Source organism: Velazquezella soli, assembly GCF_977018685.1.
This window is the reverse complement of the sequence record NZ_CDRNXF010000004.1, coordinates 1154586-1167115: the sequence shown is the minus strand read 5'-3', so window position 1 is coordinate 1167115 and position 12530 is coordinate 1154586. Positions and strand designations below refer to the sequence as shown.

At 61.7% G+C, this 12530-nt stretch carries 13 protein-coding genes; 4 read left to right on the top strand and 9 right to left on the bottom strand.

Annotated elements, in window-relative coordinates:
- The first annotated feature begins 30 nt into the window (after positions 1-30).
- Positions 31-516 (top strand): MaoC family dehydratase, encoded by a 486-nt coding sequence (locus AC0JZ8_RS09155; RefSeq protein WP_062461045.1) that lies wholly within the window; start codon positions 31-33, stop codon positions 514-516.
- 27 nt (positions 517-543) lie between these two features.
- Here AC0JZ8_RS09155 and AC0JZ8_RS09150 read toward each other — a convergent pair whose 3' ends face one another.
- From AC0JZ8_RS09150 to AC0JZ8_RS09125, 6 genes are all read right to left on the bottom strand, one after another.
- The gene (locus AC0JZ8_RS09150; protein ID WP_062461049.1) at positions 544-864 is read right to left on the bottom strand and encodes a hypothetical protein; all 321 of its coding nucleotides are present in this window, start codon (positions 862-864) and stop codon (positions 544-546) included.
- Between the two features lie 75 nt (positions 865-939).
- Positions 940-1494 (bottom strand): sarcosine oxidase subunit gamma, encoded by a 555-nt coding sequence (locus AC0JZ8_RS09145; RefSeq protein WP_113109734.1) that lies wholly within the window; start codon positions 1492-1494, stop codon positions 940-942.
- Positions 1487-4462: a sarcosine oxidase subunit alpha gene (locus tag AC0JZ8_RS09140; RefSeq protein WP_471892344.1), complete on the bottom strand. Its 2976-nt coding sequence runs from the start codon at positions 4460-4462 to the stop codon at positions 1487-1489. The genes AC0JZ8_RS09145 and AC0JZ8_RS09140 overlap by 8 nt, the downstream gene beginning before the upstream one ends.
- Positions 4459-4815 carry a sarcosine oxidase subunit delta gene (locus AC0JZ8_RS09135; protein ID WP_471892343.1) on the bottom strand — a complete coding sequence of 119 codons (357 nt, stop codon included), beginning with the start codon at positions 4813-4815 and terminating at the stop codon, positions 4459-4461. Before AC0JZ8_RS09135 ends, AC0JZ8_RS09140 begins: the two co-directional genes overlap by 4 nt.
- Before the next feature lie 19 nt (positions 4816-4834).
- Positions 4835-6088: a sarcosine oxidase subunit beta family protein gene (locus AC0JZ8_RS09130; protein ID WP_092659764.1), complete on the bottom strand. Its 1254-nt coding sequence runs from the start codon at positions 6086-6088 to the stop codon at positions 4835-4837.
- A 299-nt stretch (positions 6089-6387) separates the two neighbouring features.
- Complete coding sequence (locus AC0JZ8_RS09125; RefSeq protein ID WP_471892342.1) at positions 6388-7362, bottom strand: zinc-binding dehydrogenase; 975 nt, start codon at positions 7360-7362, stop codon at positions 6388-6390.
- A gap of 310 nt (positions 7363-7672) precedes the next feature.
- Between AC0JZ8_RS09125 and rpsU the strand changes: the two genes are divergently transcribed.
- The 3 genes from rpsU to AC0JZ8_RS09110 all read left to right on the top strand — a co-directional run bounded on the left by rpsU (position 7673) and on the right by AC0JZ8_RS09110 (position 10053).
- Positions 7673-7921 (top strand): 30S ribosomal protein S21, encoded by a 249-nt coding sequence (rpsU, locus tag AC0JZ8_RS09120; RefSeq protein WP_062461068.1) that lies wholly within the window; start codon positions 7673-7675, stop codon positions 7919-7921.
- Positions 7922-8056: 135 nt separating this feature from the next.
- Positions 8057-8944, top strand: a complete 888-nt coding sequence (locus AC0JZ8_RS09115; RefSeq protein ID WP_082476443.1) for a tetratricopeptide repeat protein — start codon at positions 8057-8059, stop codon at positions 8942-8944.
- Between the two features lie 14 nt (positions 8945-8958).
- On the top strand, positions 8959-10053 hold the full coding sequence (locus AC0JZ8_RS09110; protein WP_430257617.1) for an NAD(P)/FAD-dependent oxidoreductase: 1095 nt from the start codon (positions 8959-8961) through the stop codon (positions 10051-10053).
- Between the two features lie 6 nt (positions 10054-10059).
- On the opposite strand, the gene AC0JZ8_RS09105 is transcribed toward AC0JZ8_RS09110, so the two are convergent.
- The 3 genes from AC0JZ8_RS09105 to AC0JZ8_RS09095 form a co-directional block, all read right to left on the bottom strand.
- Complete coding sequence (locus AC0JZ8_RS09105) at positions 10060-11082, bottom strand: LLM class flavin-dependent oxidoreductase (protein WP_430251077.1); 1023 nt, start codon at positions 11080-11082, stop codon at positions 10060-10062.
- Positions 11083-11304: 222 nt separating this feature from the next.
- Complete coding sequence (locus AC0JZ8_RS09100) at positions 11305-11529, bottom strand: aa3-type cytochrome c oxidase subunit IV (RefSeq protein ID WP_471892341.1); 225 nt, start codon at positions 11527-11529, stop codon at positions 11305-11307.
- Between the two features lie 171 nt (positions 11530-11700).
- Positions 11701-12459 carry an N-acyl amino acid synthase FeeM domain-containing protein gene (locus tag AC0JZ8_RS09095; protein WP_180215465.1) on the bottom strand — a complete coding sequence of 253 codons (759 nt, stop codon included), beginning with the start codon at positions 12457-12459 and terminating at the stop codon, positions 11701-11703.
- Between the last annotated feature and the right edge of the window lie 71 nt (positions 12460-12530).

Sequence of the window (12530 nt, the reverse complement as noted above, 5' to 3'; positions counted from 1 at the left end):
CCGCATCACAACCAACGGAAAGAGCAGCGCATGCGTGAAATTTCCCTCGCCGATGTTGCAGGACTGGTCGGTCAGGAACTGGGTGTTTCCGACTGGATTACCGTCAACCAGACAATGATCGACCAGTTCGCCGATGCGACGCTCGATCACCAGTTTATCCACGTGGATCCAGAGCGCGCCAAGGCCGAAAGCCCATTTGGCGGCACCATCGCCCACGGCTTTCTGTCGCTGTCGCTGCTGTCAGCCATGAACTACGAAACCATGCCGAAAATCCGCGAACAGACGATGGGGATCAACTACGGGTTCGACAAGGTCCGCTTCATGTCGCCCGTCAAGAGCGGCGCGCGGGTCCGCGGCCACTTCACGCTGGCCGACAGCCGCTTCCGCGGCGCCGGCATGCTGATGACCACATACGAGGTTTCGATCGAGATCGAGAACGAGAAAAAGCCAGCACTGACCGCCACATGGATCACCATCGTCCAGTTCGACCCGAAGGATCGGCCGGAAGACGCCTGAGTTACCTCCCGTTCATCTCCTCTCGCGTCATCCCAATTCCAGCATCAGCAACCCGATGAGCGGCGGCAAGGCGGCACCGATGAGAAGGGGCGCCGTCCGGGATGCCGTCAGCCCCAGCGCAGAACCGGAAACCCCGGCCGCGATCAACCCGGCGATCGGCATCGACAGACTGCGGTCGATCCCCGGCACGAGCGAAGCCAGTAGCGCCGCAATGACCGCTACTCCGCCGACCAGAATGCCCTTCCACAGTTCGACGCCGGACAACTTCGCCGCTACCGCGCCCCCGGCGATGGCGGCAGCGATCCCGAGCAAGACCCACTGAATATCCGGCCAACCAGCGTCCACCATAAAAAACCCTCCCATTCTGCAATGGGAGGGTGCGGTATTGTCGAACCCAATTCAAGTCAGGCGATGGTCGAAGAGCTAGAGCGCAGCGTCTTTCGCGCCCTCCGAGAGAAGGCCGAAGGCGTAGTCGGAAAACGACCGCCAGACTTCCATTCGGAACGCCTCCTCGCCCGTGCGCAGAAGCACCACTTCCACCTTGCCAAACAGCGTGCGCGAGCAGGCACCGACCGGAAAGACTGAAAGCGACAGATCCTGCGGGCAACCCGTGTTGATCGCGGCCTCCGCACCCGGACCCGAAATCAGGATCGCGGTGTTGCGGTGAGACACGTCGGTCGCGGAATGCAGCACACCGGAATTGGCGGCAGCGGTCATCAGGCCGCTTTCGCTTTCGTCGATCACCAGCCACTCGTCCGGTCCGAGCCATAGCGCGGTGCGGCCATTGGCGGATGCGGACGTCTTCGGCCTGACCGGCAGATCGACGCCGAGCGAGCCTGAAAGTGCGGATACATCCTCCGCCTTCGCCCGCAGCGAAATGCGGCCGGCCGGAGCTGCCGGTTCGAGCCGGACGACGGAAGATCCGCCGTGAAAACCGGTCATCGGGACTACGCGCTGAGCCATTGCAAAATCAGCCATTGATGCGGCCTCCTTCCTTGTCGAAGAACACCATGTCGGTCACCTCAACCGAAATCGTCCTGTCGGCCATCGGCACGTAGAGCGTGCTGCCCATCTTCGCCCGACCATCGGCAACCAGCGCGATCGCGATCGATCGGCCGAGAGTTTCCGACCAGTAGGACGAGGTCACATGGCCGAGCATGGTCATCGGCTTCGGCTGGTTCGGATCGGCAACGATCTGCGCTCCCTCTTCCAGCACATCCTTCGGATCCTTGGTGAACAGGCCGACCATCTGCTTGCGTCCCTCGCGCACGAGATCCGGACGCTTCAGCCCTCTGATGCCGACGAAATCGGTCTTCTTCTTCGAGACGGCCCAGCCATAGCCGGAATCGTCAGGCGTGACCGTGCCGTCCGTATCCTGGCCGACGATGATATAGCCCTTCTCGGCGCGAAGAACGTGCATGGTTTCCGTGCCGTAGAGGCAGGCCCCCATCGATTGCGCCCGTTCCCAGATCGCCTTCCACACCGCCGCGCCGAAATCGGCGGGAACGTTGACCTCGAACCCGAGCTCGCCGGTAAACGACATGCGGAACAGCCGGCCGGGAACGCCCATGATCGTGCACTCCGCAACGCTCATATGCGAAAAGGCTTCGTTGGAAATATCGAGCCCGTCGATGAACGGCGCAATGATCTCGCGTGCCTTCGGACCCTGAACCGCAATCACGGCCCATTGTTCGGTAGTCGATGTCAGCCAGACGTTGAGATGCGGGAATTCCGTCTGCAGATAATCTTCCATATGCTGCAGCACCCGCGGCGCACCGCCGGTCGTGGTCGTCACATGGAAACGGTCTTCCGCCAGGCGCCCGACGACACCGTCGTCATAGATGAACCCGTCTTCCCGCGTCATGATCCCATAACGGCTCTTGCCGGGTTTCAGCGTATCCCAGGCATTGGTGTAGAGCAGGTTGAGGAATTTCGCCGCATCCGGGCCGACCACCTCGATCTTGCCGAGCGTCGAGGCATCAAACACGCCGCCGACCTCACGCACGGTTCTGCACTCGCGGTTGACGGCTGCGTGCATGTCTTCGCCGCGCTTTGGGAAATACCAGGCCCGCTTCCAGTTGCCCACATCCTCGAACTCGGCGCCTTCGGACGCCTCCAGAGCATGCATCGGCGTCTTCCGGGCCGGATCGAACAACTCGCCGCGCGAATGGGCGATCAGCGTGCCGTAGGTGACCGGCGTATAGGGCGCACGGAACGTGGTGAGACCCACCTGCGGGATTGGCCGGTCGAGCATTTCCGACGCGATGGCGAGGCCATGCATGTTGGAAAGCTTGCCCTGGTCGGACGCCATGCCATTGGTGGTAAAGCGCTTGATATGCTCGATCGAATGCATGCCCTCGCGCACCGCAAGACGGATGTCCTTGGCGGTCACGTCATGCTGGAAATCGACGAACGCCTTGACCGCATCCTCCGGTCCCGCCCCTTCGGCCGCCCCGATCATGCCGCCGGTCCATTCGAACCGGTTTTCGCCCGAGACCACAGCTGCACCGCCGCCTGCGGCAATCGCCTCGTCGATCAGATCGGCCAGATCGTCGGTTCCGTTGCAGGCCCCGACCGAGATGCAGTTCTGGGCGTAGATATCCGGCAGGAACCGCTGGTTTGCCTCGTCGAACCGCAGTTTTCCGCGAGACTGCGAGAACAGATGCACTGACGGAGTCCAGCCTGCCGAGATGAGCAGCGCGTCAACCTTGATCTTGCGCGCATTGGCGCCGCCATTGCGGGTGACGGTGATGGAGTTGATCCGCAGCCGGCCGGACGTGTCGGTCACGGCATGGCCTGTCAGCACGTCGATCCCGAGCGCACGTGCCTCGGCCAGCACCGCATCGCCCGGATGGCTGCGGCTGTCGATGATCGCCGCGATCGACACACCCGCCCGCTTCAGGTCGAAGGCCGCCTCATAGGCGCTGTCATGCGCGGTATAGACGCCGACATTGCGGCCGACGGCAACGCCGTGATGGTTGAGGAAACTGCGCGCGGCAGACGCCAGCATGATGCCCGGTCGGTCATTGTTGGCAAACACCATATGCCGTTCGATCGAGCCGGTCGCCAGCACGACCTTTTTCGCACGCACCTGCCAGAGGCGCTCGCGCGGCAGGTCCCTGCCCGGCAGCGCCACATGGTCGGTCACCCGTTCCACAAGACCGAGGAAACCGTGGTTGTAATAGCCAAACACAGTGGTGCGGGTAAGCACGGTAACGTTGGGCATCGCCTTCAGCTTTGCAGCCGTGGCCTGCGCCCAGTCGAAACCGTTCTGACCGTCGATCACCGTGGAACTGTCGAAATGCAGCGCACCGCCAACTTCCGGCTGCTCATCAACGAGAATGACGTTCTTGCCCGTCGCAGCCGCCGAAAGTGCCGCCGTCAGGCCGGCAACACCGGCGCCAGCGATCAGGATGTCGCAATGCACGTAGCGGCTGGCGTAATGATCGGGATCCGCTTCCTTCGGTGCTTCGCCCAGACCCGCAGCGCGACGGATGATCGGCTCATAGAGTTTGTGCCAGGCTTCCCGCGGCCACATGAAGGTCTTGTAGTAGAAACCCGCGGCAAAGAACGGCGACAGCATGTCGTTGAAGGCGCCGATATCGTATTTGAGCGACGGCCAGCGGTTCTGCGAGGCGATCTTGGCGCCGTCGAACACTTCCTGCACCGTGGCGCGCACGTTCGGCTGACGCCGGGCGGCATCGCGCGAAACGTCGAGCAGCGCGTTCGGCTCTTCCGGACCAGAGGTCAGGATGCCGCGGGGACGGTGGTATTTGAACGAGCGGCCGAGCAGATGCACGCCGTGCGCCAGAAGCGCTGACGCGACCGTATCGCCTTCCAGCGCCGTGTAACTTTTGCCGTCGAAGGTGAAGCGCGCCGTGCGGGCCGGCGTATGGCGGCCGGCGCCCTTGATGCGGAATTCGCCCGAGTTGGAGGAAGAACTCATCTCGCGTCTCCTTCCGTAGCTTCCCAGGTTTCGACGGATTTTTCCTCGGCAATCGCTGCAGCATGGCTTGCAACCGGGATCGGCTGTTTCGGCAAACCTGCCTTGTAGGTCATCAGGAACCTGTCGCTCACCGTATCGCGGGCCGCGTTGAAGAAGCGGCCGCAGCCGTGAATATGCCGCCACCGTTCATAGGTGAGACCCTTCTCGTTGTTGCGCAGGAAGAAGAACTCCGCGAACTCCTCGTCGGAAATTGCCGCGATATTCTCCGGCCGGGCGATATGCGCCTCGCCGGCCCAGCGAAATTCCAGTTCCGAGCGATCTTCTTCGCAATAGGGGCAGTGGATCAAAAGCATCTAGTCTATCCCCTCACTATCAGTGCGCGACGGCAGCAGCAGCTGCCTCGTCGATCAGGCGGCCCGTGCGGAACCGGTCGAGATTGAGACCCGACGCCAGTTTATGCGGTTCGCCCTTAGCGATCAGATGCGCAAACAGGTTGGCCGAGCCGGGCGTCGCCTTAAAGCCGCCGGTTCCCCAGCCGCAATTGACGAACAGTCCAGGAACCGGCGTGACACCCTGGATCGGCGACCTGTCCGGCGTGTTGTCGGTAATGCCGCCCCACTGCCGCATCATCTTGACCCTGCGGAAGATCGGAAACAGTTCGCAGATCGCATCAAGCGTATGGGTGATGATCTGCAGGCCGCCGGTCTGCGAGTATGAATTATACTGGTCGGTACCGGCGCCGATCACCAGCTCGCCCTTGTCGGACTGCGAGATATAGGCATGGACCGTGTTCGACATGACGACGCAAGGGAAGATGGGTTTCAGCGGTTCCGACACCAGCGCCTGCAGCGGGTTGGAATGCAGGGGCACGCGAACACCTGCCATTTCCATGACGACCGACGAATGGCCGGCAGCCGATACGCCGACCTTGTTGGCACCGATAAAGCCCTTGGAAGTCTCGACGCCCTGAACTTCGCCACCCGGTCCGCGGCGGATGCCGGTGACTTCGCAATTCTGAATGATATGGACGCCGCGATCGGCCGCCGCGCGTGCATAGCCCCAGGCGACGGCATCGTGGCGGGCTGTGCCGCCGCGGCGCTGCAGGGCAGCACCATTGATGGCGTAGCGTGCCGTCTTCGAAATATCGAGAACCGGAACGAAGGCCTTGGCCTGTTCCGGCGTCAGCCATTCGTTGTCGATGCCGTAGAGCCTGTTGGCATTGATATGGCGCTTGAACGACTGCTGGTCATGAATGTTGTGCGACAGCATCATCACGCCGCGCGGCGAATACATGACGTTGTAGTTGAGCTCCTGGCTCAGGCCTTCCCACAGCTTGAGGGAATGCTCGTAGATGTCCATGCTCTCTTCGTAGAGATAGTTCGAGCGGATGATGGTCGTGTTGCGGCCGGTATTGCCGCCGCCGAGCCAGCCCTTCTCGATCACCGCGATATTGGTGATGCCGTGTTCCTTGGCGAGATAATAGGCGGCACCGAGACCATGACCGCCGGCACCGACGATGATCACGTCGTAAGAGCTGCGCGGCTCGGGAGAGGTCCACTGCGCCTCCCATCCCTTGTGGGCGCGCAGTGCCTCGCGGGCTATGGCGAAAACCGAATATTTGCGCATGAGGCCGCTTCTCCTTGATCCGCCGGTAAGGCTCTTGGGTAGAACCATACCCATCGCAAATCAATATGCGCCGCAATGGCCGTTTTGCGACGCCTCAGAGGATTGTTTCGACACACGCGGAAAACAGGCCCGGGAACCTCGGACGAAAGGCCCGGCCGACGGTCATGTGACGACGGCGGAGGGAAGATGGGGTCGTGACGTTAGAGCGACCGGCCGTTAACGCGGCCACAGGCTTCCTAGGAAAATTGGACAGACAGAAACCGGGGAAAGTTTCCCCGGTTTGTCATCGAGAGGCAAAATCAGGCCCGGAGCAGCACCTTGCCGGTGCGGCCGTGCTCGCCGGCTGCCTTGGCCGCCTTGGCGATGTCATCGAGACCAAAGACCTCGGAGACGGTGAGGGTCACGGTGCCGTTGGCGACCGCCTCGACAATCGCGCTGATATGGCTCTTCATCTTTTCCGCAGGAAGCTTGGGCGCGATCTTGGCGAGCCAGAAACCCTTGACCACAGCCTGCTTGAAAATCATGTCGCTGGCAGAAAGCTGCATCGGCGTTCCCGACATCAATCCGAACGAGATCAGCAGTCCGTTTTCGCCAAGCACCGACAGCAGGTCTCCGGAGGCCGGGCCGCCGACGCCATCGACCCCCGCCTTGATCGCGGCTCCGCCCGAGAGCGCATTGACCGTCTCGCGCCATCCGGTCTGCGACGTCGAGACGACATTCTGGATGCCGAGATCCGCCAGTTCGCGCACCGCCTCGTCACGTCGGACGAGGTTGATGACATTGATCTGACGCGGCTTTGCAAACATCGCGAGCGTCTTGCCGACCGCACCATTGGCCGCGTTCTGGATGATCCAGTCACCTTTTTCGACACCCGCAAAATCGAGCAGTGTCAGGGCGCTGAGCGGCATCGAGATCAGCTGCGCGCCGGCCTCATCGGAAATCGATTCGGGAAGCGGCACGGCCGCCATGGCCGACGCGATATAATACTCCGCCCAGGTGCCCTGCCCTGAGGCCGCCACACGCTGCCCGACCTTCAGGTGCGAGACACCCTCGCCCAGCGCATCAACGACACCGGTTCCTTCGGTACCGGCGACGGCGGGCAGGTCGGGCTTGTAGCCGTAATCGCCGGAAACCGTCAGAAGATCGTGATTGTGGATCGCCGCCATCGACATGCGGATCCGGATCTGGCCGGGGCCGGGCTGCGGAATTGGGCGATCCTCGATCGACAGGACGGAAGACGGATCGCCGAAACTGGAATGAATGGCACTACGCATGAGATTTCTCCGTTCGGTCCCGCGTGGCTCGGCAGGACAAGGCTTGGGCCGGTTGGGAACAGGTTCCCGCATGGGCGCAAATCGACTATGGCTTGGTGGCGGATATAGGACATCGCTAGGCTGATATAACCCCGCGCGGAGCAGCGGCTGTAAAATTCTTGAGAAGCCCGCAGCCGCGGGTAGACTTTTGACATCTCCTCTGTTAAGTGCCTTCACCAATCGCTTCGGCTATCCGCCGGGCTCCGACATTCTCTCGCCTCGAATCCTGCAGATTCCCTGGCGATAACAAACCAAAGGAACGGGATTTCACGTGCAGGTACTTGTCCGCGACAACAACGTTGATCAGGCTCTCCGCGCTCTCAAGAAGAAGATGCAGCGCGAAGGCATTTTCCGTGAAATGAAGATGCGTGATTACTACGAAAAGCCTTCGGAAAAGCGCGCCCGCGAAAAGGCTGAAGCCGTTCGCCGCGTCCGCAAGCTGGCCCGCAAGCGCATGCAGCGCGAAGGTCTTCTTCCGGCAACGCCGCGCCCGGCAACCGCCCGTCCGGCTGCTCGTTGATCGGTCGTTTTTTCGACGTTTTCATGTGATTATGAGCGGTGGCGACATGGGCGCCGCCGCTTTTTTGATTCGGAACAGTCGACATTCCGACACGTTCTGCCGATCCTGACAGCCCGATACGAGGACAAGCGCCTGATGGCCGCCAAGACTGCCGTTTTTTCCGATGGAACCCGAAACTCCGGCCATTCCTTGACCGTCGCCCCAATTCGCAAGGCCCTCGCTCCGATCGGTATCGTGGCAGTGCTCGCGCTGGCCGGCTGCTCGACGACCACGTCGACGGACATGATCAGCGTCGATCGCGCCCAGGGGTCGGAACAGAACATCTCGTCCCTGTCCTCCGTCATCAGCTCCAACCCGTCTGATCCGGAAGGCTACAACATTCGCGGATCGGCCTATGGTCGCGCCGGCGAATTCAAGCGGGCGCTGGACGATTTCAATCGCGCGCTCCAGATCAATCCGCAGTTCTATCAGGCCTATGCGAACCGGGCGCTCGTCTATCGCAACATGGGCAAGCCTGTCGAAGCCGCGAACGATTACAACCGCGCGCTCCAGATCAATGCCAATTACGACGTAGCCCTGATCGGCCGCGGCAATATCTATCGCCAGGCCGGCCGCCTCAACGAAGCCTTCAGTGACTTCAACAAGGCAATCGATCTCGATACGACCGATGGTCGCGCTTATCACAACCGCGGCCTGATCTATCAGGCCCGCAATCAGCATGCGCAGGCGATCGACGACTTCTCCAAGGCGATCTCGCTCTCCTCCAGCTCGGCCGAGCCTTATAACGGCCGCGGCATTTCCTATCTCGCCATGAACGACGACGAGAATGCGTTTGCCGACTTCAACCGTGCCATCGAGCTGAACGACAAGCTTGCCGAATCCTGGGCAAACCAGGCGCTGGTGTATGAGCATCGCGGCGACCGTGCCCGCGCCAACCGTTCGTTCTCGCATGCCGTCCGCCTGGACCCGAACTACAAGCCGGCCCAGGACGGCGCGGCACGTACGCGCGGCGGCAATAGCTAAGCGGAGCCATGACGATGCAGCAGTCCGGTCGCCATGATATCATCGTCATCGGCGGCGGGATTGTCGGCGCCTCGATTGCCTGGCACCTCACGGTGTCAGGCGCCAAAGTTCATCTTCTTTCTGAGAAACCGGGCGGCATAGCGACGCCGAATTCCTTCGCCTGGATCAACGCCAGCTGGGGCAATCCGCGCGCCTATTTCGACCTGCGCATGCGCGCCATCGCCGAATGGAAGCGCCTTGCGAAGGACGTCCCCACCCTGCCCCTATCTTTCGCGGGCGGCCTATGCTGGGACATGTCGCAGGCTGACCTGACGACCTACGCCAGCCAGCATTCCGGCTGGGGCTACGATATTGCTGAGGTCGATGCCGTTAGGATTGCCGCCATCGAACCGGCCTTGAACGACGTGCCTAACACCGCGCTTTACGCCGCGATGGAGGGTGTAGCCGAGCCGCAGGCGAGCGCCGAGATCCTCATCGCAGACGCCCAAAGACGCGGCATGCTCCTCATCGAAGGCGTCCGGGTCACTGCCCTCAGGCGCAATGGCGAAGGCAATGTCGCAACTGTGGTCACCGATAGCGGCGAATTCGCAGCCGGTGAGATCGTACTCGCCGCCGGCGCCGGCAGCGCGACCCTTGCCGCTTCTGTCGGAATAGACGTTCCGGTCGAAACACCACCCGGCCTCCTCGTCCACTCGACGCCGGTCGCGCCGATTCTTAACGGCCTCGTCATTGCGCCGGAACTGCATGTGCGGCAAACCGCGGAGGGTCGGCTCGTCGCCGGCACCGATTTCGGCGGCATGGATCCGGGTACCGATCCGGATGGCGCGGCGGAAGAGCTGTTCTGCAAACTGAAGCGGTTCGTCAAAGGCGGCGACAGCCTGGTCATGGACTTCTACACCGTCGGTTATCGCCCCACGCCAAAGGACGGCTTTCCGATCATCGGACGTGCCGAAGATCAGACCGGTCAAACCCTCACCGGCCTCTACATTGCCGTCACCCATTCGGGCATCACGCTCGCTCCGGCGATCGGCCTGTTCGCCGCCACCGAAATCCTGGAAGGGGCGCAAGAACCGCTTCTCGCCCCCTACCGTCTGTCGCGCTTTAGCTGACAGCCCTCAGCGCCAGCCGAGCGCCGGCGCGACATGCTTCAGGATCGACTCGATGACATGGGCGTTGTAGTCGACGCCAAGCTGGTTCGGCACGGTCAGAAGCAGCGTATCGGCCTCGGCAATGCCCTCATCCTGGCGCAGCTCCTCGATCAGGGCTTCCGGTTCTGCCGCATAGGAACGACCAAAGATAGCCCGCGTGCTGTCGTCGATATATCCGACCGAGTCCTGCTCCTTGCCACCCCGACCGAAATAGGCCCGGTCGCGATCGTCCGTCAGCGCGAAGATTGAGCGGCTGACCGATACCCGCGGTTCGCGCTGATGGCCGGCCGCCTTCCAGGCGTCGCGATAGGCGCGGATCTGCTTTGCCTGCTGGATGTGGAAAGGCTCGCCCGTCTCGTCGTTCTTCAGGGTCGAGCTCTGCAGGTGCATGCCCTTCCCGGCCGCCCAGACTGCCGTTGCATCGGAGCTTGCGCCCCACCAGATGCGGTCTCGCAACCCATCCGAATGCGGCTCCAGACGCAGCATGCCCGGCGGGTTAGGAAACATCGGGCGCGGGTTGGGTTTGGCAAAACCCTCGCCCTTCAGCACGTCGAGAAAGACTTCGGCGTGGCGGCGGCCCATATCGGCATCCGTCATCCCCTCGCCCGGCTCGTAGCCAAAATAGCGCCAGCCCTCGATCACCTGTTCCGGCGAACCGCGGCTGATGCCAAGCTGCAGGCGACCTTGCGAAATCAGATCCGCCGATCCCGCGTCTTCCGCCATGTAGAGCGGGTTTTCATAGCGCATGTCGATGACGCCGGTGCCGATCTCGATCTTCGACGTGCGCGCACCGACGGCGGCCAGAAGCGGAAACGGCGAAGCCAGCTGGCGGGCGAAATGGTGAACGCGGAAATAGGCGCCGTCGGCACCGAGTTCTTCGGCAGCGACGGCAAGATCGATCGACTGCAACAGCACGTCGCCCGCAGAGCGCGTCTGCGATTGTGGCGACGGCGTCCAGTGGCCGAATGATAGGAAACCGATTTTCTTCATAATAGGGCTCCGGCAATATGCGCATGAGAAGAGGTGTTGCCCCCTACATGGCATGCCGGAGCAGCATCCGTTAGGGCCCTGCCGCGAATTGGGCGCAGACGGATTGTTCGCAGATTGCGAACGAGTGTTGTGAAGATGGAATGAAACAGCGCCTGGAGTACCTGCCGGCACGGTCGCGCGGGTGCAACGTCACACCCGCGCTCCGACAGAAACAGATCCGGCTTAGCGCAGCAGGAAGACGCCAGCGATATTCAGGATGATGAAAACGATGAGGCCGCCGAGAAGTCCGGCGCCGCCGAAGAAGCCGGCCGCCATGGCGATCATCAGAACGACGGTAGACATCGTGCCCCATTTTGCAGCGGCCAGAAAACCCTCGTAGGTTTTCTCGTGCTCGCGATAATCCATGGGAGCACCGGTCTCCATAGGTCCGCTCTTGTGATTGTCCATCATCGATCTCCTTCAACGCCGCGCCCACGAGCCGATCACGGCGGGGTGGCGCGGTAGCCTCCTCCTCGCTCTTCGAATCCTTGGCAGATCACCGAAAAGCGCCTCTCGATCCAGATTACACACACCGCTTCAAAGCGCAATCGCGCCACGCCGCGGCTGGTCCTTTAACACCTACTCGGCGAACGCCATTTCCTGAGAGGTCGGCCTTCCCGCGATCCTCGCGGTCGGCAGAACGGTGAGTGGCGGACTGTCGAACTGCGCTTCGTTGCCGAACATCATCCGCCGTTCATAGGCCTCCGACCGGAACAACGGGAACCGCCGCATCAACTGCGGCCTTACCTCCTTGACGCGTGACGCAAGAAGCGTGAGCTCGAAGCCGTAGATGCCGGCCATCGTTGGCGGCACGACGATATCCGCCAGGAAGATGCGCTTGTAAAACGAGGCATGCGGCGGGCGGATGTGCTGCAACACCCGGTCGGCATCGAAATGGATCGCAGCCATGATGCTGGGCCGCAGCGTGATATAAGGGATCGTCGGCAATTCGGCGACGACAGCCGGATCGACCGCAAACCGGGCCGGGTCGATCAGCGTCATCCCGGCATCGAGGAAAGCGTGGACCGCATCGGGAAACACGCCTGTCGACTGGCACACACGATGGTCAGGCGTCACGTAATGGACGCGGATCGTCGCGATGAGTTCTTCGTAATGATGAATGCCGAAGACATAGGCGTTGCGGTCGAAATCGATCTCATCGAGCATGTCCACCGCACCGACGGGGAGAACATCCTGCGCCTTGTAGGCTTTGTATCTTAATCTGGCGATATCTTCGAAATCTTCGGCGCTCTGAATGCGGCGGTATTCGATGTGGTCGAGGGATGCGAGGAGCTTTTCGGAAAATGGTGCTTCAGGAACAGATTGCTTTATCGGCATGTGAATTATCCATGGGACGTTAACCCAGGATTAACCGTGAACTGAGCCTTGATCGCAATCGCCGAAATTAT

Coding starts and splice junctions, on each gene's coding strand:
- AC0JZ8_RS09155 (WP_062461045.1), top strand. CDS start 31: ATGCGTGAAATTTCCCTCGCCGATGTTGCAGGACTGGTCGGTCAGGAA.
- AC0JZ8_RS09140 (WP_471892344.1), bottom strand. CDS start 4,462: ATGAGTTCTTCCTCCAACTCGGGCGAATTCCGCATCAAGGGCGCCGGC.
- AC0JZ8_RS09130 (WP_092659764.1), bottom strand. CDS start 6,088: ATGCGCAAATATTCGGTTTTCGCCATAGCCCGCGAGGCACTGCGCGCC.
- AC0JZ8_RS09100 (WP_471892341.1), bottom strand. CDS start 11,529: ATGGACAATCACAAGAGCGGACCTATGGAGACCGGTGCTCCCATGGAT.
- AC0JZ8_RS09125 (WP_471892342.1), bottom strand. CDS start 7,362: ATGCGTAGTGCCATTCATTCCAGTTTCGGCGATCCGTCTTCCGTCCTG.
- AC0JZ8_RS09110 (WP_430257617.1), top strand. CDS start 8,959: ATGCAGCAGTCCGGTCGCCATGATATCATCGTCATCGGCGGCGGGATT.
- AC0JZ8_RS09150 (WP_062461049.1), bottom strand. CDS start 864: ATGGTGGACGCTGGTTGGCCGGATATTCAGTGGGTCTTGCTCGGGATC.
- AC0JZ8_RS09105 (WP_430251077.1), bottom strand. CDS start 11,082: ATGAAGAAAATCGGTTTCCTATCATTCGGCCACTGGACGCCGTCGCCA.
- AC0JZ8_RS09115 (WP_082476443.1), top strand. CDS start 8,057: ATGGCCGCCAAGACTGCCGTTTTTTCCGATGGAACCCGAAACTCCGGC.
- AC0JZ8_RS09145 (WP_113109734.1), bottom strand. CDS start 1,494: ATGGCTGATTTTGCAATGGCTCAGCGCGTAGTCCCGATGACCGGTTTT.
- AC0JZ8_RS09135 (WP_471892343.1), bottom strand. CDS start 4,815: ATGCTTTTGATCCACTGCCCCTATTGCGAAGAAGATCGCTCGGAACTG.
- AC0JZ8_RS09095 (WP_180215465.1), bottom strand. CDS start 12,459: ATGCCGATAAAGCAATCTGTTCCTGAAGCACCATTTTCCGAAAAGCTC.